Consider the following 21,079-nt stretch of genomic DNA (forward strand, 5'->3'; position numbering starts at 1 on the left):
CAGGTGCCAACCTTGGTTGGCACACCTGCAGCCGAGCGTAGCTCGGCACTACAAAAAGCGGGCTTGCCGCCCACCGCAACCAGCGCTAGCGTGCGACGGTCTGCCCTTCGGAATCGTGCCCGTGACCCTGCCTGCTTCCCGTCGACGCTTCCTGCAACTGGCCGGTGCTGGCCTCGCCGTCGCTGGCAGCGGGCTGCCGCAGCTTGGCCATACCCAACCGGCGACAGCCGCCGCTCCCGCCCCCGCCGAAGGTGCGGTGCTGCTGAATTTCAACGAATGTCCCTACGGCCCCTCGCCTGCAGCCCAGCAGGCAGCACGCGACAGCATCGCCGGATGCGGTCGCTACCGCTTCGCGCTGGCAGGCCAAGTGCGCGATGCCTTCATCGAGCAGGCGCGCATCCCGGCTGATCACGTGCGCCTCTATCCGGGTTCCAGCGAACCGCTGAACCGTGCCGCCGTGCTGTGGACCGGGCCGCAGGCGGGACTTGTAGTCGCCGACCCGACCTTCGAGACGCTCGGCGAGGTCGCCGCCGCCCACGGTGCGCATGTGCAGAAAGTGCCGCTGCGCGAGGACGGTGCGCATGACCTGCGTGCGATGGTCGCTGCCGCGCACGCGCGCCCGACCGGGCTGCTGTATGTGTGCAACCCGAACAATCCGACTGGGTCGATCAGCCCGCCAGATGAGCTTGCCTGGCTGCTGGTCCACAAGCCCGCATCGACCCGCGTGCTGGTCGACGAGGCCTACCTGCAGTACAGCGATCAGCCCAGCCTGATCACCCAGGTGACGCAGCGCGATGACCTGATCGTGCTGCGCACGTTTTCCAAGCTGTACGGCATGGCCGGCCTGCGCCTGGGCGTGGCGGCCGCACATCCCGACCGTCTGCGCGAACTGGCCAGCCTGGGCGACAACCCGCTGCCGGTTCCGGCGCTGGCGGCGGCACTGGCCAGCCTGCGCGACCCGCAGCTGATCCCCCAGCGGCGCCTGCAGAACGCCACGGTGCGGCAGGCCACCATCGCCTGGCTCGGCAAGCGCGGGTTCAGCTGCGTACCCTCGGAGGCGAATTGCTTCATAGTCGACGTGCAGCGCGATGGCAGCGCGTTCGCCAAGGCAATGGCGGAGAACGGCGTGGTGATCGGGCGCAGCTGGCCGATCTGGCCGCAGCGCGTGCGCGTAACGGTCGGCACCGAAGAGGAGATGGCCGCATTCCGCCGTGCGTTCGCCAAGGTGGCCGGCGTACCGGCCTGACCCTGTTGGTGGGGGCGAACCTTGGTTCGCCCCATCCACGCATGGCGTGCATCTACTGTTGTGGGTGCCGACCGTTGGTCGGCACACCATGGCGCTCACCAGCGCGGGGTCTTGGTCAGCGGCGGTGCCTGGTGCTGGCGGTCGTAGGCGCGCAGCTCGTCACGGATGTGCGCGATGCGCTGGCGCCCCAGGGCGTTGCGGCTGTCATCCAGCACCACGCCATCGAGCAGCTCGGCCATGCGCTGCACGGTCGGCAGCATCTTCTCCCAGGCGTCCAGCGCGGTCAGCGGCGCCGGCAGCGTCAGGAAGAATGCGATGGCCGGGGTTTCCATGGCGCGGATGTTGGCCATGTCGAAGCTGCCCGGCTTCATGATGCTGGCCATCGAGAAGATCGGCCCGCGTTCGGGGTGGCCTTCCACCAGGCGGTGGAACACGTTCATGTGGCCGAACACCAGGCCGGTCTTCTCTGCGGCCACCACGATGTCCTCGCCACGCAGCTGCTCGCCGGCCCGGGCGGCCACGAACAGCGAGACGATCTTGTCGAAATCCTGGGTGGCGCGCTTGCCGAGGTCGCTGGCGCCCGGGTCGGTATCGGTCAGGCCGAGTTCGGCCTGCTCGCCCTCCGTGCCCATGCCCGGTTCGACGCGACCCTCGGCCACGGCGACGCCGTCGTCGCCCAGCACCGGCTCACGGCGCTCGCCACTGGTGGGCTCCGCGCTTTCCACGCGGCGCCCCTGGGGCTTTTTCTTCGGACGGCCAAACAGGAAGATCGCGGCGATCAACAGCAGGCCGGCGGCCAGGATGCCGATGCGCAACAGTGCCGTGTCGGACATTCGATAGGTTCTCCGGCTAGTTCATTCAGGTAACTAGGATGGCACGTCAGGCCGCGCCCGCCAATCGCGCGGCCTCTTCCAGGTCCACGCTGACCAGGCGGCTGACGCCTGGCTCACGCATGGTCACGCCGGACAGCTGGTGCGCGGCCTCCATCGTCGCCTTGTTGTGGCTGACGAACAGGAACTGCACCTTCTCGCTCATTTCCTTGACCATGTTGGCCAGGCGGCCGACGTTGGCTTCGTCCAGCGGTGCGTCCACCTCATCCAACAGGCAGAACGGCGCCGGATTCAGCTGGAAGATGGCGAACACCAGCGCCACCGCGGTCATCGCTTTCTCACCGCCGGACAGCAGCGAGATGCTGGACACGCGCTTGCCCGGCGGGCGCGCCATGATGGTCACGCCGGTGTCGAGCAGGTCTTCACCGGTCAATTCCAGGTAGGCGTGGCCGCCACCGAACAGGCGCGGGTACAGCGCCTGCACGCCGGCGTTGACGCGGTCGAAAGTGTCCTTGAAGCGGCCGCGGGTCTCGCGGTCGATCTTGCGGATGGCATCTTCGAGGGTTTCCAGCGCTGTGGTCAGGTCGGCGTGCTGCGAATCCAGGTAGTCCGAGCGCTGCGACGCCTCGCCATACTCGTGGATGGCCGCCAGATTGACCGGCTCCAGCCGGCGCATGCGAGCATCGATCTGGTGGACCGCCTGCTCCCAGTCGCCCAGGCGGGCATCCTCGGGCAGTGCGTTGAGCACGTCCTGCAGCACGAAGCCGGCCTTTTCCACCGCCGCTTGCAGGGTGTCGGCACTGAGCACCAGCGCCTGCTGGTCGAGCTTGCGCTGCGAAATGCGCTCGCGCTGGACCAACGCCTGCTCGTCGCGCTGGTGGCGGGTCTGCTCGTAATTGCGCAGCTCAGCGTCGATGCCGTCCAGCAGCGTTCGCGCCTCGGTCAGCACGCGATCGGCGCGCACACGCTCTTCCAGCGCATTCTGGTGCTCGGCCTGCAGTGCTTCGATCGGCGAATCACCTTCGTCCAGCTGCGAATGCAGTTCGCCCAGCCGCGAATCCAACTGTCCACGTTGGGTGCCCATGCGTTCCAGCGCCTGGCTCAACGAGGCCAGCTGCGCCCGCTGCGATTCCAAAGTCAGGGCCAACGAATGCGCGCGCTCGCGTACCGCGCGGGCGGCATCGCGGGCCAGGTCGCGGGCTTCGGTCAGCTGGCGGCGTTCGCCCTCCAGCCGCTGCCGGGTCGACTCCAGGTCGCCCATGCTGCTGACCGCACTCTCCAACCGCGAGCGTGCTTCACGCGCCTGCTCGTTGTTGGCTTCAATGGTTTCCTGCAGTTGCTTCAGCTCGCCTTCGATGCGGTCGATGCGCGTGCGCGCCGCCTCCACCTTGCCCTGCTGGCCCTGCAACTGGCCGGCCAGTTCGGAGACCGCACGATGGGCCTGGTACAGCGCGCGCTGCGCGTCTTCACGCTGCTGTTCGGCAGCGTGCAGCTGCTCACGGAAACCGGCCAGCTGTTCTTCCAGCTCGGCCTCGCGGTCCTGCAGCTGTTCGATCTGCTCGCGAAGCTCCTGGATCTCGCGTTCGCGCAGCAGCGCACCCTGCTGGGCCGCGCCGGAGCGCGATACGCGCAGCCAGCCCTGGCCCAGGCGCTCGCCACCCTGGGTGATGACCGAATCACCTTCCGGCAGGCTGCCCTGCAACGCCTTCGCTTCGGAAAGGTCCTTGGCAGCATGCAGGTGTGCCAGCAGGCGACGGATCGCCACCGGACCACGCACGCGCGCGGCCAGCGAGGTCGGGGCGACCTTCAGCTCGTCATCGCCGTTGGCGACCAGCGCAAGGTGACCATCGCCGAGCTCACCCAGGGCATCGACCAGGCTGGCCGGGTCATCGACCAGCACACCTTCGATCAAGTGGCCGAGCGCGCTTTCCACCGCGTTTTCCCAGCCGGCATCCACGTCGAGGCGCTCGCCGACACGCGCCGCAGAATCCAGCCCCCGCGCCTTCAGCCACGCGACTGCCGCGCCCTGCTCCTGGCCCAGCGCGGCCTGCTGCAGGGCCTCCAGCGAGGCCAGGCGGCCACGCAGGCCGTTGGCCTGCTTGCGCAGTTCGGCCAGTTCGTTCTGGCCATTGCGCTGCTGTTCCTGCACCGCCGCCACGCCCTGCTTGCGCAGCTCGACGTCTTCGCTCAGCTCATCCAGCGCAGCCTTCTGCGTGTCGTGTTGCAGGTGCAGCTGCTCGAAGGCCTCTTCCAGCGCATCCACATCCAGCCCGGCGCGCTCGGCGGCCAGGGCCTCACGACGCCGGTCGGCATCGAGGATCTGCTTGTCCAGATAGTCCACGCGCGTGCGCTCGACATCGCCGGCGCGTGAGGCTTCCGAACTCTGCGAGGTGTGCTGTTCCCAGCGCTGCTGCCAGCTGGCCAGCCGCTCTTCGGCCTCGCGCAGGCTTTCCTGCTTGATCTCGTTTTCTTCCTGCAGTGCTTCCAGCTGCGGAGTGGCGGCCTCCACCGCCTCACGCAGCACCCTCAGCCTGGCCTCATCACCGCTGATGTGCTGCCCCAGTTCGGCCAGGGCCTGCTGGGTTTCATCGCGTGCCTTGTGCAGGCGCTGCGACAACTCGCGCTGGTGCTGGATCTGCTGTTCCAGGCGCGCCAGCGTACTGCCGACCTGGTAGACCGCCGCCTGCGCGGTGTTGAGCGCGTCGGCAGCCTCTTCGCGCCGCGCGCGCGAGGTTTCGATGCGGGCTTCGGCATCACGCTGGTCGGCGATCAGCTGCTGCAGCCGCGTTTCTTCCTGCGACAATCCTTCGCGCAGCTTGGACAGGCGTCCGTCGAGGCCGCGGAATTCCAGCGCCTTCCACTCGGCGTCCTTGACCCGGCGCTCTTCCTGCAGGGCCTGGTACTGCTCGGCCTGCTTGGCCTGGCGCTTGAGGTGCTCCAGCTGCTTGCTGATCTCGTCGCGCAGGTCGCCCAGCCGGTCCAGGTTCTCGCGGGTGTGGCGGATGCGGGTCTCGGTCTCCTTGCGGCGCTCCTTGTACTTGGAGATGCCGGCCGCCTCTTCCAGGTACACGCGCAGGTCTTCCGGGCGTGCCTCGATGATCTGGCTGATCATGCCCTGCTCGATGATCGAGTAGCTGCGCGGCCCCAGGCCGGTGCCGAGGAACAGATCGGTGATGTCGCGGCGACGGCACTTGGTGCCGTTGAGGTAGTAGTTGCTGGTGCCGTCGCGGCTGACCGTGCGCTTGACCGAGATTTCGTTGAACGAGGCGTACTCGCCCGAGATCGTGTGGTCGGAGTTGTCGAAGATCAGCTCGACGGTGGCCTGTGACACCGGCTTGCGGGCATTGGACCCGGAGAAGATCACGTCGGTCAGCGAGTCGCCGCGCAGGCGGCTGGCCGAACTCTCACCCATGACCCAGCGCACGGCGTCGATGATGTTCGACTTGCCGCAGCCATTGGGCCCCACCACGCCGGTCATGTTGGTCGGCAGGTGCAGGGTGGTCGGATCGACGAACGACTTGAAGCCGGACAGCTTGATCGTGGAAAGACGCATGGCGTGATTGGGTTCCAACAGGCGCCCAGAGGGCGTCCGTATTGTGGATGTCAGGTCAGCCAGCACCTCAAGCCATTGATTTCAAAAGAATTCAATGAAGCCAAGGGTGACACAATGGAATGAGTATAACGGCGCGAATGTTCCACGGGCGGGATGACCGGCCGAGAATGCCCAGACACGCACTCCCTTTCACGTTTGAATGTCGCCTCAGGACCGTGAAGCCCCCTCCATCCGAAACCAAATATTTGATTTTAAAGTACATTTCAAGGATCAGCCTAGCCAGCCACGTCTCCAGGCTGCAGCATGGACCTATGAACAGCCCTAGCCAGCCTGCCTACCAGGAGCTGAAGTTTGAGCACCTTGGCCAAGTCCGGGATCGAGCCTTTCTTGGAGGCAATCCATACCTGCCTCCCGATACTCCCTGGCCTTGCGACGCAAAGGGGAAGCCGATGCTTCATCTTGCGAGCCTGCCTGCACCCTTCGTTCAAACGCATGCCCAGAAGATCGAAATCAGAGCTGATCTCTGCGTGTCGATCTTCACGCCTTATGACGTTCTTGACGATGCCTACATCGAAACCGCTCTACTGACTGGCGGACGTGTCATCGCTTACGCACCCCACGAATCCGGCCCAGACAGCGCAGCGCCCCCTTTTGATCCGCGCCTGATCACCACTGCCACGGCCTCCATCCCGGATGACGCCGAGAACGGAATCGCCAAGATTGGCGGAATTCCCGCTTGGCTTCAGGACGATTGCACTGATGGACGGGAATTCATCCTCCAGATCAACGGTTCCCGATTGAACCGGGCTGCACCGACGCATCGAGGAATCCTGGTCGGCGGAATGGGCTATCTGTTGCTTGATCGCAACATTTCCTCACCTTCGATGGATTGCGGTCGATTCGTCATCCAGACGACCTGAGCAGCCAGTCGAGCATGGCTCGACTCCACATGTCCAACGTTCCCACAAAACAAAACGGGCACCCTTGCGGGCGCCCGTTCTGCGGTGATGCCAGGCCTTGCGGCGTGGGATCAGGCTTCGGCGACGACGACGACCTTGACGGTGGTCTCGACGTCGGCGTGCAGGTGGACCAGCACGTCGTATTCGCCGATGTTGCGGAAGGCGCCTTCGCCCAGGATGACTTCGCTCTTTTCCAGCGGCAGACCGGCGGCGGTGAAGGCCTCGGCGATGTCGCGCGGGCCAACCGAGCCGTACAGCTTGCCTTCGGTCGAAGCGTTGGCGGCGATGGTCACGCTCGCGCCTTCCAGCTTGGCCTTGCGGCCTTCAGCGTCGGCGTGGATGGCCTGGGCCTTGGCTTCGTATTCGGCGCGCTTGGCTTCGAACTCGGCCTTGTTGCTCTCGGTGGCCGGCACGGCCTTGCCCTGCGGCACGAGGAAGTTACGGCCGTAGCCCGGCTTCACATCAACCAGGTCGCCCAGGTTGCCAAGGTTGGTGACTTTCTGCAGGAGGATCAACTGCATGGTATTGCTCCAGATAAGTTATTCGTTAGCGAGGCAACGCCCCGCAACAAAGGCTGTCCGAATAGCTGGCACAGCGGGGGCGGCGTCGGGCCGCCCCGCCTGCATCAGACGTCGTGGTTGTCGGTGTACGGGATCAGGGCCAGGAAGCGAGCGCGCTTGACGGCGGTCGCCAGCTGGCGCTGGTACTTCGACTTGGTACCGGTGACGCGGCTCGGCACGATCTTGCCGTTCTCGGTCAGGTACTGGCGCAGGGTGTTGAGATCCTTGTAGTCGATCTCCTTCACACCTTCAGCAGTGAACTTGCAGAACTTGCGGCGACGGAAGAACTTGGACATGGGAAGGCTCCTTAGGCGGCGGAAGCGGCGTCGTCGCCGGCTTCGTTGTCAGCGGTGTTGTTGGACTCGCCTTCTTCGTCGTCACGACGACGGCGCTCACCGCGCTCCGGCTTGTCACCCTTCTCGTCCTTGCTCTTCATGATCAGCGACTGCTCGGTGTCAGCCTCGTCACGCTTGATGACCAGGTTGCGCAGCACGGCGTCGTTGAAGCGGAAGCTCTCGGTCAGTTCGTTCAGAACGGCCTGGTCGGCTTCGATGTTCATCAGCACGTAGTGGGCCTTCACCAGGTTCTGGATCGGGTACGCCAGCTGGCGGCGGCCCCAGTCTTCCAGACGGTGGATGGTGCCGTTGCCGTTCTCGACCAGCGACTTGTAGCGCTCGATCATGGCCGGGACCTGCTCGCTCTGGTCCGGGTGGACCATGAACACGATTTCGTAATGACGACTCATGTTTTTTTCTACCTTTCGGATGTGGCCTTGCGGCCGGACAGCCCCCCGCCGTTGAGACCGCGGTGGGGCAAGGGTTCCCGCCAGGGTGGCAGGAAGCCGCGCATTATGGCGCAGATGGGGTGGCCGGGCAACCGGTGGGCCACCTGACACCCTGAACCGGGGGCGAGCGCCCAGCCAACCCGGGTTGGGCGCTACCAGAACGATCAGGCCCCGGCCGGCCGTCAGGCCTTGTCGGCGTCAGTGGTGAAGCTCTCGCCGCAGCCACACTCGGCGGTGGCGTTCGGGTTGCTGAACGTGAAGGTCTCGCTCAGGCCGTGCTTGCCGAAGTCGATCACGGTGCCGTCCACCAGCGCCAGGCTCTTGGCGTCAACATAGATCTTCACGCCGTCCTGCTCGAACACGGTATCGCCCTCGCGCTCATCGCGGGCCAGGTCGGTGATGTGGCCCCAGCCGGAGCAGCCGGTCCTGGTCACGCCGAAACGCAGGCCCAGCGCGCCGGGGGTCTGGGCGACAAAGCGCTGCACGCGCTCGAAGGCAACGGGGGTCAGGCTGACGGCCATGGGGCTACTCCAGAGGTACGGGGACATTATAAGGAGCTGTGGCTGCGAAAAATGCCTCGCAAGCAGAACGCTGCAACCGGTAAACTCCCGTGTTCACAGATCGAGTCGATCAGCAGAGGATTCAAGTCATGACGGTGGTCAGCGTTGAACATGCGCTTGCCGGGAAGATCCCGGAAGGCGGCGAAGTCACGGTACGCGGATGGGTGCGCACGGTGCGCGGTTCAGCGAATCTGGCCTTCGTGAATGTGAGCGACGGCTCCTGCTTTGCCCCGATCCAGATCGTGGCCAACGACACCCTGGGCAACTTCGACGAGATCAAGCGCCTGACCAGCGGCTGCTCGGTCATCGCCACCGGTACCCTGGTGAAGTCGCAGGGCAAGGGCCAGTCGTTCGAGATCCAGGCCAGCACGCTTGAAGTGGTCGGCTGGGTCGAAGACCCGCTCACCTATCCGATCCAGCCCAAGCCGATGTCGCCGGAGTTCCTGCGCGAAGTGGCCCACCTGCGCCCGCGCACCAACCTGTTCGGGGCGGTCACCCGCATCCGCAACTGCCTGGCCCAAGCTGTTCACCGTTTCTTCCACGAGAACGGCTTCAACTGGATCAGCACCCCGATCATCACCACCTCCGACGCCGAAGGCGCCGGCCAGATGTTCCGCGTGTCCACCCTGGACATGGTGAACCTGCCGCGAGACGAGAAGGGCGCGATCGATTTCAGCCGCGACTTCTTCGGCAAGGAAACCTTCCTGACCGTGTCCGGCCAGCTGAACGTCGAGGCCTACTGCCTGGCGCTGAGCAAGGTCTACACCTTCGGCCCGACCTTCCGCGCCGAAAACAGCCACACCACCCGCCACCTGGCGGAGTTCTGGATGATCGAGCCGGAAATCGCCTTCGCCGACCTGGCCGAAGACGCACGCCTGGCCGAAGAGTTCCTGAAGTACCTGTTCCGCGCGGTGCTGAACGAGCGCAGCGACGACCTGGCCTTCATCGCCGAGCGCGTGGACAAGAACGCGATCACCAAGCTGGAAGATTTCATCAACGCACCGTTCGAGCGCATCGACTACACCGATGCGGTCAGCCTGCTGCAGAAGTCCGGCAGGAAGTTCGACTTCCCGGTGGAATGGGGCCTGGACCTGCAGACCGAGCACGAGCGCTGGCTGACCGAGGAACACGTCGGCCGCCCGGTGGTGGTGACCAACTACCCGGAGCACATCAAGGCCTTCTACATGCGCCTGAACGACGACGGCAAGACCGTTGCCGCGATGGACGTGCTGGCCCCGGGCATCGGCGAGATCATCGGCGGCAGCCAGCGCGAAGAGCGCCTGGACGTGCTGGATGCGCGCATGGCCCAGTTCGGCCTGGATCGCGAGCACTACAGCTGGTACCGCGATTTCCGCCGCTATGGTTCGGTGCCGCACGCCGGCTTCGGCCTGGGCTTCGAGCGCCTGGTGGTGTACGTCTGCGGGCTGTCCAACATCCGCGATGCGATCCCCTACCCGCGCGCCCCGGGCAGCGCGGACTTCTAAGCCCCAAACGACCACGGAGGTGCTGCCCCCATGACCCTGTTCTTCGCCCTCTGTTTCGTTGGCGTTGCAGTGGCCGGGTTCAGTGCCTTCGTGATCTTCTGGCCGCTGACCCTGGTGCACGTGCGCGACCGCCATCCGGCGCTCGCCGAGCGCTTCGGCAGCGGCGCCTTCCTCAAGCCCGATGCCCTGGCCTGGCTGCTGCGCCGCGACTATCGCCAGCAGCCGGACCGATCATTGTCCGGGCTGGCGACGCCGGCCTGGGTATCGCTGCTGACCCTGCTGGCCGGACTGGGCATGGCTGCCCTGCTCTGGCTGGCCTCGCTCTGGTAACACATCCATGAATGACATCACCACTTCGCGCGACAGCTGGTGGCTGGCCAGCCTCGGCAACACCCTGATCTGGGCACGCCTGCGGGTGCGCCCTGCCGGCACCGCCGAAGTGCTCGACAGCGACGGCAACACGCTGAGCTATGACAGTGAAGACACCGCCCGTTCGCAGCTGTTCGACGCCGAATTCGTCGAGTATGACGGCCTGGACGAGGAGGACGCGCTGGTGCGCGGCTTCAGCCTGCACGAAGTGCAGCCGCCGCAGGCCGACAGCGACGAGGGCCTGCGTGGCCGCATGATCCAGTCGCTGGGCGGGCGCGCCTGACCCTGGCATGTTCACCCCGCGCGCCTTCGCCGAGACCGACCTGCACTGGCTGGACCGCCTGCTGGCGCGCGATCCGTTCGTCAGCGTGCTCACCCCGGGCAGCGATGGCCTGCCGGAGCTGACGCGGATGCCGGTGTTGTACCGGCGCGAGGGCGAGCGCATCGAGCTGCGCGGGCACTGGGCCCGCGCCAACCCGCAGTCGCGCCACAGCGGTGCGGCCAAGGTACTGGTCGATGGCCCGCACGGCTACGTCTCGGCCAGCTGGTATCCGGACAAGGAGCCCGCCGCGCGGGTGCCGACCTGGAACTATGCGGCCGCCGAGCTGCGCGGCCAGCTGCACACCTTCGACGACACCGATGCGCTGGCCGAACTGGTCGGCGCGATCAGCGACCATTTCGAAGCCAGCGTCGGCCAGGCCTGGCGCTTCGATGCCGCGCGCGCCGAACACGGCCCGGAGCTGCGCGCCATCGTCGGCTTCCGCTTCAAGGTTGAACACGTGCAGCTGAAGCTGAAGCTGAGCCAGAACCACCCCGATGCGAACCAGCGTGCCGTGATCGCCGAACTGGAACAGCTGGGCACCCCTTCCTCCACCGAGTTGGCGCAGTGGATGCGCTGGCACCGCGAACAGGCCACCCGCAGCGGCTGAACGCCCCCGATTCCCGCGACGACGCAGCCGGATGGCTGCGGCGCGCCCCCACCCGACGCCAGGCATCCGAACATGAAAGACATCCACAAGCTGCTGCAGAACAACCGCGACTGGGCCGACCGCATCGAGAAGGAAGACCCGGACTTCTTCCACCAGCTGGCCAAGCAGCAGCATCCCGAGTACCTGTGGATCGGCTGCTCCGATTCACGAGTTCCGGCCAACCAGATCATCGGCATGGCACCCGGCGAAGTGTTCGTGCACCGCAACGTTGCCAACGTGGTCGCCCACACCGACCTGAACTGCCTGAGCGTGGTGCAGTACGCGGTGGACCAGCTGAAGGTCAAGCACATTCTGATCGTCGGCCATTACGGCTGCGGCGGCGTGCACGCCTGCCTGCACAATACCCGCGTCGGCCTGGCCGACAACTGGCTGCGCCACGTCGGCGACGTCGTTCAGAAGCACCAGGGCATCCTCGATGCGATCGAAGACGATGAACTCAAGCACGCCCGCCTGTGCGAGCTGAACGTGATCGAGCAGGTCGCCAACCTCTGTCGCTCGACCATCGTGCTGGACGCCTGGGCCCGCGGCCAGAAGCTGATGGTGCATGGCTGGGTGTACAGCCTGAAGGACGGTCGCGTGCGTGAAATGGGCATCGACGTAGGCTCGCTGGAAGAGCTGCAGCCGGCATATGAGAAGGCACTATCCTTCGTGCCGCGCAAGGGCCGTCGCGACTGATCCCCCACGGATGACCACCATGCTCGCTTCGCCGATCAACCTGCACGCCTGGATCGAAGAGAACCGCCACCTGCTGAAGCCGCCGGTGGGCAACAAGATGATCGACAACGGCGATTTCATCGTGATGGTGGTCGGCGGGCCGAATTCGCGCACCGACTATCACTACGACGAAGGCCCGGAGTGGTTCTACCAGCTCGAGGGCGAGATGGTGCTGAAGGTGCAGGAGGACGGTGCGGTACGTGACATCCCGATCCGCGCCGGCGAGGTCTTCCTGCTGCCGGCGAAGGTGCCGCACTCGCCGCGCCGCCCGCCCGGGGGCATCGGCCTGGTGGTCGAGCGCAAGCGCCTGCCGCACGAGAAGGACGGGGTGATCTGGCACTGCGAACGCTGCAACCACAAGCTGCACGAAGAGTTCTTCGCGCTGCAGAACATCGAGACCGACCTGCCCAAGGTGTTCGCGCGCTACCACGCCAGCCTGGAACTGCGCACCTGCAGCCAGTGCGGGCACGTGGATCCGCTGCCGGTGCCGGCGGCGGGCTGAGCACCTGCCCCTGTAGAACCGAGCCCATGCTCGGCTTCGTGGCCCGGCAGCCGAGCATGGGCTCCGCTCTACAGGTTCGGCGGCAGGCACGCCGCCAAGCGCTACACTGGCGGTCCCGTTGCAGCCTGTTGCCCGACCATGTCCGACCTGCTCAGCCGCACCCACGCCATTGCCCTGGACGCCGCCGATCCGCTGCGTCCGATGCGTAACGAATTCCTGATTCCGCGCCATGGCGGCGGCGAGCAGACCTACTTCGTCGGCAACTCGCTGGGCCTGCAGCCGCGTGGCGCTCAGGCCGCGGTGCAGGAAGTGATGAAGCAGTGGGGCGAGCTGGCGGTGGAAGGCCACTTCACCGGCCCTACCCAGTGGCTGTCCTACCACCGCCTGGTGAGCGCGCAGCTGGCCCGCGTGGTCGGTGCGCTGCCCAGCGAAGTGGTGGCGATGAACACGTTGAGCGTGAACCTGCATCTGATGATGGTCAGCTTCTACCGGCCGACCACGCAGCGCCCGGTGATCCTGATGGAAGCCGGCGCATTCCCGACCGACCGCCACGCGGTCGAAGCACAGATCCGCTTCCATGGCTTCGACCCGGCCCAGTGCCTGGTGGAAGTGCAGCCGGACGAAGCCAACGGCACGATCTCGCTGACCGCGATCGAACGCGCCATCGCCGAGCACGGCCCGCGCCTGGCGCTGGTGCTGTGGCCCGGCGTGCAGTACCGCACCGGCCAGGCCTTCGACCTCGATGCAATCACCCGCGCCGCACGCCTGCAGGGGGCGCGCATCGGCTTCGACCTGGCGCATTCGGTGGGCAACCTGCCGCTGCGCCTGCATGACGTGGCGCCGGACTTTGCGGTGTGGTGCCATTACAAATACCTCAACAGCGGCCCGGGCGCGGTTGCCGGCGCCTTCGTGCACGAGCGCCACCATCGCGACACCACCCTGCCCCGATTCGCTGGCTGGTGGGGCCATGAGGAAGCCACCCGTTTCCAGATGGCACCGCAGTTCACCCCGGCCATCGGTGCCGAAGGATGGCAGCTGAGCAATCCGCCCATTCTGGGGCTGGCACCGTTGCGCGCCTCGCTGGACCTGTTCGAGCGAGCCGGCATGGACGCGCTGCGCAGCAAATCGCTGGCGCTGACCGGCATGCTCGAAGCACTGGTGCGCGCACGCCTGCCGCAGGTGCTGGAGATCATCACCCCGGCAGACCCGCAGCGCCGCGGCTGCCAGTTGTCGCTGCGCGTGATCGGCGGCCGCGAGCGCGGGCGCGCCCTGTTCGAGCACCTGCGCAGCATCGGCGTGCTCGGCGACTGGCGCGAGCCCGACGTGATCCGCATCTCGCCCACCCCGCTCTACAACCGTTACCTAGACGTGCACCACTTCGTCGAGGAAGTGGAAGCCTGGGCCGGCCTCTGAGCCGTCCCCTCCCCTACTGCTGGACAGTTCGTTGATCGCACACGCCTCCCGCTCGTTGAGCATTATCGGTGCCGGCCTTGCCGGCTCCCTGCTGGCCATCCTGCTGTCACGCCAGGGCTGGCGCATCACCCTGTACGAACGCCGCGGCGATCCGCGCGTGGCCGACTACGAGAGCGGCCGCTCGATCAACCTGGCGCTGGCCGAGCGTGGGCGCAACGCCCTGCGCCAGGCCGGTGTGGAAGACGAGGTGATGGCGCGCGCGGTGATGATGCGCGGACGCATGGTGCATCCACGCGACGGCGAACCGCAGCTGCAGCGCTATGGCCGTGATGACAGCGAAGTGATCTGGTCGATCCACCGCAGCGACCTGAACACCACGCTGCTGGAACTGGCCGAACAGGCAGGGGCCACCGTGCATTTCCATCGCCGCCTGCACACCGTTGATTTCGATGCCGGCTACGCCCGCTTCATCGATGACCGCGATGACAGCCCGCACGACATCCGCTTCGACACCCTGATCGGTGCAGACGGTGCCGGTTCGGCGCTGCGTGCGGCAATGAACCGGCGAGCGCCGCTGGGCGAGGACATCGCCTTCCTCGATCACTCCTACAAGGAGCTGGAGATTCCGCCGGCCGAAGACGGGGGCTTCCGCATCGAGCGCAACGCGCTGCACATCTGGCCACGCGGCCACTACATGTGCATCGCCCTGCCCAATCATGAAGGCACCTTCACCGTCACCCTGTTCCTGCCCAACCAGGGCGATCCCAGCTTTGCCACGATCAATACCGGTGCGCAGGCCGAGGCGCTGTTCGCTCGCGAGTTCGCAGACGCGCTGCCGCTGATCCCGAACCTGCGCGTGGATTGGGAACAGCACCCGCCGGGCCTGCTCGGCACGCTCACCCTGGAGCGCTGGCACCAGCAGGGCCGCGCCGTACTGATCGGCGACGCCGCGCATGCAATGGTGCCGTTCCACGGCCAGGGCATGAACTGCGCGTTCGAGGATTGCGTTGCGCTGGCCCGTCACCTGATGGAGGCGGATGACCTGGAAAGTGCGTTCGCTGCGTTCGAGGCCGAGCGCAAACCCAATGCACGCGCGATCCAGCAGATGGCGCTGGAGAACTACCTGGAAATGCGCGACCGCGTGGCCGATCCCTCGTTCCTGCTGCAGCGCGAACTGGAGCGGGAACTGCAGCGGCGCTGGCCGACCCGCTTCGTCCCGCACTACACGATGGTCACCTTCCTGCACACGCCGTACGCCGAAGCGCTGCGCCGCACCGAACTGCAGCGCGATTTGCTGGCGGCGGCCACGGTCGGCCACGAGTCGCTGGACAACATCGACTGGGCGGCGCTGGAAGCGCAGATCCACGCGCAGCTACCGGTCCTGGAGGGTGCGCACTGATGGCTGACAGCTTCCTGTTCTACGACCTGGAAACCTTCGGCCAGGATCCACGGCGCACCCGCATCTCGCAGTTCGCCGCCATCCGCACCGACGCCGGCCTCAACGAGATCGACGCGCCGGTCAGCTTCTTCGTGCGCCCGGCCGATGACCTGCTGCCCTCGCCGATGGCCACCCTGGTCACCGGCATCACCCCGCAGCAGGCCTTGGCCGAAGGCATCAGCGAGGCCGAAGCGTTCGACCGCATCAACGAACTGATGTCGCGACCCGGCACCTGCGCGCTGGGCTACAACACGCTGCGCTTCGACGATGAATTCGTCCGCTACGGCCTGTTCCGCAACTTCCATGACCCATACGAACGCGAGTGGCGCAACGGCAATTCGCGCTGGGACCTGCTGGACATGCTGCGGCTGATGCGCGCGATGCGCCCGGATGGCATCCAGTGGCCACTGCGCGAGGACGGTGCCACCTCGTTCAAACTCGAGCACCTGGCCGAAGCCAACAACGTGCGCGAGGGTGATGCGCACGAAGCGCTATCCGACGTGCAAGCCACGATCGGCATGGCACGGCTGTTCAAGCAGTCGCAGCCGCGCCTGTGGGACTACGCCCTGAAGCTGCGCGACAAGCGTTTCGTCGGCAGCCTGCTGGATGTCACCGCGATGACGCCGGTGCTGCACATTTCCATGCGCTACCCCGCCAGCCGTCTGTGCGCGGCGCCAGTGCTGCCGTTGTCCGTGCACCCGACGATCAGCAACCGGGTGATCGTGTTCGACCTGGACGGCGACATCGACGACCTGCTGGCCCTGCCGGCCGAGGTGATCGCACAGCGCCTGTACCTGCGCGCCAGTGAACTACCCGAGGGCGTGGCACGGGTGCCGCTGAAGGAAGTGCACCTGAACAAGGTGCCCGCCCTGGTCGCCTGGAACCACCTTCGTGGCGACGACCACGCGCGCCTGGGCCTGGACGTGGCCGCGATCGAGGCCAAGGTTGAACGGCTGCGCGGGTTCGCCCCTCAGCTTGCCGAGAAGGCGCGCCAGGTCTACAACCAGCCGCGCGCGGCCACCGTGGCCGACGTCGATGCCTCCCTGTACGACGGCTTCCTCGGCAACGGCGACAAACCGCTGCTGGCGCTGGCCCGCACGACCGCACCGGAGCAGTTGGCTGCGCTGGAAGGCCGCTTCCGCGACCCGCGCCTGCCGGAGCTGCTGTTCCGCTACCGTGCGCGCAATCATCCGGACAGCCTCGCGCCGGCTGAACGCCAGCGCTGGCAGGATTACCGGCGCCAGCGCCTGCTGGGAGACGGCGGCCTCGGCGAACTCAACCTGCCCCAGTACCAGCAGCAGCTCGATGCGCTGGCCGCCGAGTCGCCCGACGACGCGCGGCGCCAGGCCCTGCTGCAATCGTTGCGCGACTGGGGCCAGCACCTGCAGGAGACCTTGTGAGTACCTATTTCTCGGACGCCAGCTTCAAGTTCCTGCGCAGCCTGGCGCGCCACAACGAAAAGGCGTGGTTCAACGACCACCGCCAGCAGTACGAAGAGCATGTGCGACAGCCGTTCCTGGGCCTGTTGGGTGACCTTCAGCCAGCCCTTGCCGAGGTCAGCGAACACTTCCGCGCCGATACCCGCGGCGTCGGCGGCTCACTGTTCCGCATCCACCGCGACGCGCGTTTCTCCAACGACAAATCGCCTTACAAGACCTGGCAGGGTGCGCGCCTGTTCCATGAGCGCCGTCGCGAAGTGGCCGCGCCCTCGTTCTATGTGCACCTGCAGCCAGGCGAGAGCTTTGTCGGTGCCGGCCTGTGGCACCCGGAACCGGAAACCCAGCGCCGCGTGCGCCACTTCATCCTCGACAATCCGGGCAGCTGGAAGGCCGCGGCCCATGCACCTGCGCTGCGCAAGCGCTTCGAGTTCGAGGAGAGCGAAAAACTGGTGCGTCCGCCGCGCGGCTTCCCGGCCGACTTCGAGTTCATCGACGACCTCAAGCACCGCAACTGGGTGATGTGGCGCCCGCTGGATGACGCCACCATGACCGGTCCACGCCTGCTGTCCACGCTGGGCAAGGATCTGGCCGCACTCGGCCCGTTCGTCGACTATCTGTGCGCAGCGCTGGACCTGGAATTCTGATGCCGTTGGCGCACCAACGGCGCACGCTGGGCCGCACCGGCCTGGCGGTTTCGCCGGTCGGCCTTGGGTGCTCCGGCTTCTGGGGGCATCGGCGCTTCCCGGAGCAGTCGGCCGCGCACGTCGTCGAGCATGCACTGGCACGGGGCGTGAACCTGTTGGACACCGGTCACAACTACTCCGGTTTCCACGCCGAGCCGCGGCTGGGCCGCATCCTGCGCTCCTTGCTCAAGCAATACCCGCGCGATTCGCTGGTGATCTCCAGCAAGGGCGGCACGCTGACCGGCCAGGCCGGCGTCAGCGGCGCCGAGCAGCGCAATTTTTCGCCAGCGGCCATCACCGCCAGCTGCGAAGCCTCGCTGCGCAACCTCGGCCTGGATTACCTCGATATCTACCAGCTGCATGGTGCCAGCCAGCACGACATCAACGATGACCTGCTGGCCGCGCTGCAGCGACTGCGCGAACGCGGGTTGATCCGGCATACCGGCATCAACACGCACACGGCGTCGACCCTGCACTGGATGATCGACCATCCCACGCTGTTCGACGTGGTGCTTCTGGACTACAACGCCCTGCAGCAGGATCGTGAACCTCTCATCGACCGGCTGCACGCGGCCGGTATCGGCGTGCTGGCCGGCACCGTGCTGGCGCAGGGCCACCTGCTGCCGTCACGCGCCCGCCTGCCGCGCCCTGCCGACGCCTGGTACCTGGCCAGAGCCTGGCTGAAGCCGAGCAGCCGCTCCCTGATGCACAGCGCACGCCGGATGCGCCACACCATCGCCGCCATCCACAGCCAGCGCCCCGCCCAGACCGCGTTTGCCTACGCCCTGGGCCATCCCGGCGTTGCCAGCGGCATCCTCGGCACCACCCGCACCCGCAGCCTGGACGAAGTGCTGGCGACGCGGCTGGAGGCGCTGACCGCAGCCGAACGCCAGCAGCTGGTGAACGCCTTCGGTGATGGGCGCGGATCACCCAGTCATTGAGTCTTCACCCCATGCCGCTGCGGTTGCGGCAGTCTGTGCGGCATGAAGAAACTCACTGTACTCGTTGTGCTGCTGGTCCTGGCCCTGGCGGCCTGGTGGTTCGGTGGCCCCTACATGACCGTGCGCGGGCTGTCCCAGGCCATTGAACAGCGCGACACCGCGCGCCTGGAGCGCTACGTGGATTTCCCGCGCGTGCGCAGCAGCCTGCGGGCGCAGCTCAACGACTACCTGGTGCGCCAGGCCGGCCCGGATGTGGCGGCCAGTCCCTTCGGTGCCCTGCTGTATGGGTTGGGCGACCAGCTGGGCGGTGCCGCGGTGGACACCATGGTGACCCCGACCGGTATCGGCGCGATGCTGCAGGGCCACGTGCTGTGGAAGCGCGGCCGCAATGAACTGCAGGGCGGCGATGCCTTCGGCCCGACCGAACCGGCGCGACCGTTGAAGAATGCCGAACACCATTTCGAAGCGCTGGACCGCTTCGTGATCGATGTCGATCGCGGTCCGGGCCAGCCGCCGATGAAGGTGGTACTGGAGCCGCAGGGGCTGCGCTGGAAGGTGGTGGATCTGCAGCTGGGGATGTCGGGCAGCCCTTGATCGGACCCGTGGCCTGACGGCAGTGCCAACCAACGGTTGGCACCTGCCGGTCGAATCCGCCCTATCCCTCGTTGGCGACGCCGTGCGGTACGTGGCCGGCAGCCACATGCTCGCGGGCGCTGTCGATGTTGTGCTGCGAATCGTCGAAGAAGATGTCGGCGCCGAACGCCTGCAGGAACGGCCCCTTGTGCCGGCCGCCGAGGAACAGCGCTTCGTCCAGGCGCACGCCCCACTCGCGCAGGGTGCGGATCACCCGCTCATGGGCCGGCGCCGAACGCGCAGTCACCAGTGCGGTACGGATCGGCGCGCTCTCGCCGGCAGGGAATACTTCCTGCAGCGTGTGCAGCGCTGACAGGAAGCCACGGAACGGACCGCCGCTGAGCGGCTCGCGGGCCCGTTCGCGCTCATGGCGGCCAAAGGCTTCCACGCCCTGCTCGCGCGAAATGCGTTCACTCTCGTCACCAAAGATCACCGCGTCACCGTCAAAGGCGATGCGCAGCTGCCCGGCAGGGCGACCGATGTCGATCTGGTCGGCCGCTGCGGCTGCGGTCTCGCCAGGCGGCTTGGGCAGGATGGTCGCCGCCGCGATGCCATGGCGCAGCGCGCTGCGCACCGATTCGGGGTTGGCCGACAGGAACAGGTCGGTGCCGAACGGCTTCACGTAGGGCCAGGTCGGCTCGCCGGCGGTGAACGTCGCGCGGATGATGCCCAGGCCGTAGTGCTGGATCGAATTGAAGATGCGCAGGCCGGTATCGGCCGAGTTGCGCGACAGCAGGATGACCTCGACCCGCGGGTTCTCCGGGCTGGCGCCCTGGTTCAACGCCAGCAGCTTGCGCACCACCGGGAACGCCACACCCGGGCCGAGGATGTCGTCTTCGTGCTGACGCTGGAACTCGGCATAGGCCGCCACGCCATCGCTCTCGAACAACGCGTGGCTTTCCTCGAGGTCGAACAGCGCGCGCGAGGTCACCGCGACGGTCAGCAAACGGGGGGAGTTGTCGCCCATCGGTGGGGGTCCTTCAAGCGGTCGGCATGGCCGGCCGCCCATTGTCCTCAAAAAACGAACTGTTCGCTCAGGATCCGGTCTTCCAGATTGTGCTCCGGGTCGAACAGCAGGGTCACGCGGCGGTCCTTCGACTCGCGGATGGTCACCTCGACCACGTCGCGGGTCTCGTGCGAATCGGCGGTCACGCTGACCGGACGCTTGTACGGATCAAGCACGCGGAAGCGCACTTCGGTATCCGCCTTCAGGATCGCGCCGCGCCAGCGCCGTGGGCGATAGGGCGCCAACGGCGTCAGCGCGATGGTGTGCGAGCCCAGCGGCAGCACCGGGCCATGCGCGGAATAGTTATAGGCGGTGCTGCCGGCCGGGGTGGCCACCAGCACGCCGTCGCCGATCAGTTCGGCCACGCGCTCCTGGCCGTTCAGGTCGATGCCGATATGCGCGGCTTGCCGGGTCTGCCGCAGCAGCGAGACATCGTTGTAGGCCAGCGAACCGGTACTGGTGCCCGATTCGGTCAGCGCGACCATTTCCAGCGGGCGCAGGTTGGCCGGTTCGGCGCGCGCAATGCGGGCCTGCACGTCATCGTCGCCATGGTACTGGTTCATCAGGAAACCGACCGTGCCCAGCTTCATGCCGAACACCGGCTTGCCCAGGTGCCCGTGCCGGTGCAGGGTCTGCAGCATGAAGCCGTCGCCACCCAGCGGGCACAGCACGTCGGCCTGCTCCGGCGCGTGATCGCCATAACGCGAGACCATCGCCGCGCGGGCCATCTGCGCGGGCTCAGCGGTGCTGGCCAGGAAAGCGATGCGGGGGGTGTCGCTCATCGGTGGATCCGGGTGGGTGTGCCAGCAAGAGCATACCCGGTAGTGCCGGCCGCTGGCCGGCAGCTTCAGCCGATAACGGTTCATGCAGTTGCCGGCCAGCGGCCGGCACTACCAAGGCAATGCAGAACGGCCCCGCTTTCGCGGGGCCGCTCCTTTTCTCCACGCAGGCCGGGCATGGCCCGGCGCTACGTCAC

22 protein-coding genes are annotated in these 21,079 nt (G+C 66.7%); 14 read left to right on the top strand and 8 right to left on the bottom strand.

Going from position 1 to position 21,079, the window contains the following annotated elements:
- The first annotated feature begins 121 nt into the window (after positions 1-121).
- Positions 122-1,246 carry a pyridoxal phosphate-dependent aminotransferase gene (locus G370_RS0109370; protein ID WP_019660367.1) on the top strand — a complete coding sequence of 375 codons (1,125 nt, stop codon included), beginning with the start codon at positions 122-124 and terminating at the stop codon, positions 1,244-1,246.
- A gap of 95 nt (positions 1,247-1,341) precedes the next feature.
- Here the strand turns inward: G370_RS0109370 and zipA are convergent, their stop codons facing one another.
- Positions 1,342-2,079 (bottom strand): cell division protein ZipA, encoded by a 738-nt coding sequence (gene zipA / locus G370_RS0109375; protein WP_019660368.1) that lies wholly within the window; start codon positions 2,077-2,079, stop codon positions 1,342-1,344.
- A 46-nt stretch (positions 2,080-2,125) separates the two neighbouring features.
- On the bottom strand, positions 2,126-5,629 hold the full coding sequence (smc, locus tag G370_RS0109380) for a chromosome segregation protein SMC (protein ID WP_019660369.1): 3,504 nt from the start codon (positions 5,627-5,629) through the stop codon (positions 2,126-2,128).
- 311 nt (positions 5,630-5,940) lie between these two features.
- On the opposite strand from smc, the gene G370_RS0109385 reads away from it, so the two are divergent.
- Positions 5,941-6,549 (top strand): DUF1963 domain-containing protein, encoded by a 609-nt coding sequence (locus G370_RS0109385; protein WP_019660370.1) that lies wholly within the window; start codon positions 5,941-5,943, stop codon positions 6,547-6,549.
- A 110-nt stretch (positions 6,550-6,659) separates the two neighbouring features.
- Here G370_RS0109385 and rplI read toward each other — a convergent pair whose 3' ends face one another.
- The 4 genes from rplI to G370_RS0109405 all read right to left on the bottom strand — a co-directional run bounded on the left by rplI (position 6,660) and on the right by G370_RS0109405 (position 8,453).
- Positions 6,660-7,109, bottom strand: a complete 450-nt coding sequence (rplI, locus tag G370_RS0109390; protein WP_005410227.1) for a 50S ribosomal protein L9 — start codon at positions 7,107-7,109, stop codon at positions 6,660-6,662.
- Positions 7,110-7,213: 104 nt separating this feature from the next.
- Positions 7,214-7,444 carry a 30S ribosomal protein S18 gene (gene rpsR, locus G370_RS0109395; RefSeq protein WP_002804494.1) on the bottom strand — a complete coding sequence of 77 codons (231 nt, stop codon included), beginning with the start codon at positions 7,442-7,444 and terminating at the stop codon, positions 7,214-7,216.
- Between the two features lie 11 nt (positions 7,445-7,455).
- Positions 7,456-7,893: a 30S ribosomal protein S6 gene (rpsF, locus tag G370_RS0109400; protein WP_005410228.1), complete on the bottom strand. Its 438-nt coding sequence runs from the start codon at positions 7,891-7,893 to the stop codon at positions 7,456-7,458.
- A gap of 221 nt (positions 7,894-8,114) precedes the next feature.
- Entirely contained in the window at positions 8,115-8,453 is a 339-nt protein-coding gene (locus G370_RS0109405; RefSeq protein WP_019660371.1) for a HesB/IscA family protein, read from the bottom strand.
- A gap of 128 nt (positions 8,454-8,581) precedes the next feature.
- On the opposite strand from G370_RS0109405, the gene asnS reads away from it, so the two are divergent.
- The 12 genes from asnS (at position 8,582) to G370_RS0109465 (ending at position 19,058) form a co-directional block, all read left to right on the top strand.
- Positions 8,582-9,976: an asparagine--tRNA ligase gene (asnS, locus tag G370_RS0109410; RefSeq protein WP_019660372.1), complete on the top strand. Its 1,395-nt coding sequence runs from the start codon at positions 8,582-8,584 to the stop codon at positions 9,974-9,976.
- Between the two features lie 30 nt (positions 9,977-10,006).
- Positions 10,007-10,306: a hypothetical protein gene (locus tag G370_RS0109415; protein WP_005417403.1), complete on the top strand. Its 300-nt coding sequence runs from the start codon at positions 10,007-10,009 to the stop codon at positions 10,304-10,306.
- 7 nt (positions 10,307-10,313) lie between these two features.
- Positions 10,314-10,628 carry a hypothetical protein gene (locus G370_RS0109420; RefSeq protein ID WP_019660373.1) on the top strand — a complete coding sequence of 105 codons (315 nt, stop codon included), beginning with the start codon at positions 10,314-10,316 and terminating at the stop codon, positions 10,626-10,628.
- A gap of 7 nt (positions 10,629-10,635) precedes the next feature.
- A complete protein-coding gene (locus G370_RS0109425) occupies positions 10,636-11,274 on the top strand; it encodes an FMN-binding negative transcriptional regulator (protein WP_019660374.1) in 639 nt (212 codons plus the stop codon).
- Positions 11,275-11,346: 72 nt separating this feature from the next.
- Complete coding sequence (can, locus tag G370_RS0109430) at positions 11,347-12,009, top strand: carbonate dehydratase (protein WP_005417406.1); 663 nt, start codon at positions 11,347-11,349, stop codon at positions 12,007-12,009.
- Positions 12,010-12,028: 19 nt separating this feature from the next.
- Positions 12,029-12,550 (top strand): 3-hydroxyanthranilate 3,4-dioxygenase, encoded by a 522-nt coding sequence (locus G370_RS0109435; RefSeq protein WP_026347065.1) that lies wholly within the window; start codon positions 12,029-12,031, stop codon positions 12,548-12,550.
- A gap of 138 nt (positions 12,551-12,688) precedes the next feature.
- The gene (gene kynU / locus G370_RS0109440; RefSeq protein ID WP_019660376.1) at positions 12,689-13,963 is read left to right on the top strand and encodes a kynureninase; all 1,275 of its coding nucleotides are present in this window, start codon (positions 12,689-12,691) and stop codon (positions 13,961-13,963) included.
- A gap of 31 nt (positions 13,964-13,994) precedes the next feature.
- Positions 13,995-15,362 (top strand): FAD-dependent oxidoreductase, encoded by a 1,368-nt coding sequence (locus G370_RS0109445; protein ID WP_019660377.1) that lies wholly within the window; start codon positions 13,995-13,997, stop codon positions 15,360-15,362.
- Positions 15,362-16,801, top strand: a complete 1,440-nt coding sequence (sbcB, locus tag G370_RS0109450) for an exodeoxyribonuclease I (protein WP_019660378.1) — start codon at positions 15,362-15,364, stop codon at positions 16,799-16,801. The genes G370_RS0109445 and sbcB overlap by 1 nt, the downstream gene beginning before the upstream one ends.
- Positions 16,798-17,484, top strand: coding sequence for a DUF2461 domain-containing protein (locus G370_RS0109455; protein WP_019660379.1), 687 nt, complete (start codon positions 16,798-16,800; stop codon positions 17,482-17,484). The genes sbcB and G370_RS0109455 overlap by 4 nt, the downstream gene beginning before the upstream one ends.
- On the top strand, positions 17,484-18,464 hold the full coding sequence (locus G370_RS0109460) for an aldo/keto reductase (RefSeq protein ID WP_019660380.1): 981 nt from the start codon (positions 17,484-17,486) through the stop codon (positions 18,462-18,464). The genes G370_RS0109455 and G370_RS0109460 overlap by 1 nt, the downstream gene beginning before the upstream one ends.
- Before the next feature lie 42 nt (positions 18,465-18,506).
- Positions 18,507-19,058, top strand: coding sequence for a DUF2939 domain-containing protein (locus G370_RS0109465; protein ID WP_019660381.1), 552 nt, complete (start codon positions 18,507-18,509; stop codon positions 19,056-19,058).
- A 61-nt stretch (positions 19,059-19,119) separates the two neighbouring features.
- On the opposite strand, the gene G370_RS0109470 is transcribed toward G370_RS0109465, so the two are convergent.
- Positions 19,120-20,064, bottom strand: a complete 945-nt coding sequence (locus G370_RS0109470) for a 5'-nucleotidase (RefSeq protein ID WP_019660382.1) — start codon at positions 20,062-20,064, stop codon at positions 19,120-19,122.
- A 47-nt stretch (positions 20,065-20,111) separates the two neighbouring features.
- Positions 20,112-20,885, bottom strand: coding sequence for an NAD kinase (locus G370_RS0109475; protein WP_019660383.1), 774 nt, complete (start codon positions 20,883-20,885; stop codon positions 20,112-20,114).
- Positions 20,886-21,079 lie beyond the last annotated feature (194 nt).

This window comes from Stenotrophomonas hibiscicola ATCC 19867, assembly GCF_000382065.1.
GTDB classification, from domain to species: domain Bacteria; phylum Pseudomonadota; class Gammaproteobacteria; order Xanthomonadales; family Xanthomonadaceae; genus Stenotrophomonas; species Stenotrophomonas hibiscicola.

Bases quoted from the DNA above. Each gene is read 5' to 3' on its own strand.
- asnS (WP_019660372.1), top strand. From the start codon at position 8,582: ATGACGGTGGTCAGCGTTGAACATGCGCTTGCCGGGAAGATCCCGGAA.
- rpsR (WP_002804494.1), bottom strand. From the start codon at position 7,444: ATGTCCAAGTTCTTCCGTCGCCGCAAGTTCTGCAAGTTCACTGCTGAA.
- can (WP_005417406.1), top strand. From the start codon at position 11,347: ATGAAAGACATCCACAAGCTGCTGCAGAACAACCGCGACTGGGCCGAC.
- G370_RS0109465 (WP_019660381.1), top strand. From the start codon at position 18,507: ATGAAGAAACTCACTGTACTCGTTGTGCTGCTGGTCCTGGCCCTGGCG.
- sbcB (WP_019660378.1), top strand. From the start codon at position 15,362: ATGGCTGACAGCTTCCTGTTCTACGACCTGGAAACCTTCGGCCAGGAT.
- smc (WP_019660369.1), bottom strand. From the start codon at position 5,629: ATGCGTCTTTCCACGATCAAGCTGTCCGGCTTCAAGTCGTTCGTCGAT.
- G370_RS0109475 (WP_019660383.1), bottom strand. From the start codon at position 20,885: ATGAGCGACACCCCCCGCATCGCTTTCCTGGCCAGCACCGCTGAGCCC.
- G370_RS0109420 (WP_019660373.1), top strand. From the start codon at position 10,314: ATGAATGACATCACCACTTCGCGCGACAGCTGGTGGCTGGCCAGCCTC.
- G370_RS0109425 (WP_019660374.1), top strand. From the start codon at position 10,636: ATGTTCACCCCGCGCGCCTTCGCCGAGACCGACCTGCACTGGCTGGAC.
- G370_RS0109435 (WP_026347065.1), top strand. From the start codon at position 12,029: ATGCTCGCTTCGCCGATCAACCTGCACGCCTGGATCGAAGAGAACCGC.
- rplI (WP_005410227.1), bottom strand. From the start codon at position 7,109: ATGCAGTTGATCCTCCTGCAGAAAGTCACCAACCTTGGCAACCTGGGC.
- kynU (WP_019660376.1), top strand. From the start codon at position 12,689: ATGTCCGACCTGCTCAGCCGCACCCACGCCATTGCCCTGGACGCCGCC.
- rpsF (WP_005410228.1), bottom strand. From the start codon at position 7,893: ATGAGTCGTCATTACGAAATCGTGTTCATGGTCCACCCGGACCAGAGC.
- zipA (WP_019660368.1), bottom strand. From the start codon at position 2,079: ATGTCCGACACGGCACTGTTGCGCATCGGCATCCTGGCCGCCGGCCTG.
- G370_RS0109405 (WP_019660371.1), bottom strand. From the start codon at position 8,453: ATGGCCGTCAGCCTGACCCCCGTTGCCTTCGAGCGCGTGCAGCGCTTT.
- G370_RS0109415 (WP_005417403.1), top strand. From the start codon at position 10,007: ATGACCCTGTTCTTCGCCCTCTGTTTCGTTGGCGTTGCAGTGGCCGGG.
- G370_RS0109470 (WP_019660382.1), bottom strand. From the start codon at position 20,064: ATGGGCGACAACTCCCCCCGTTTGCTGACCGTCGCGGTGACCTCGCGC.
- G370_RS0109385 (WP_019660370.1), top strand. From the start codon at position 5,941: ATGAACAGCCCTAGCCAGCCTGCCTACCAGGAGCTGAAGTTTGAGCAC.
- G370_RS0109460 (WP_019660380.1), top strand. From the start codon at position 17,484: ATGCCGTTGGCGCACCAACGGCGCACGCTGGGCCGCACCGGCCTGGCG.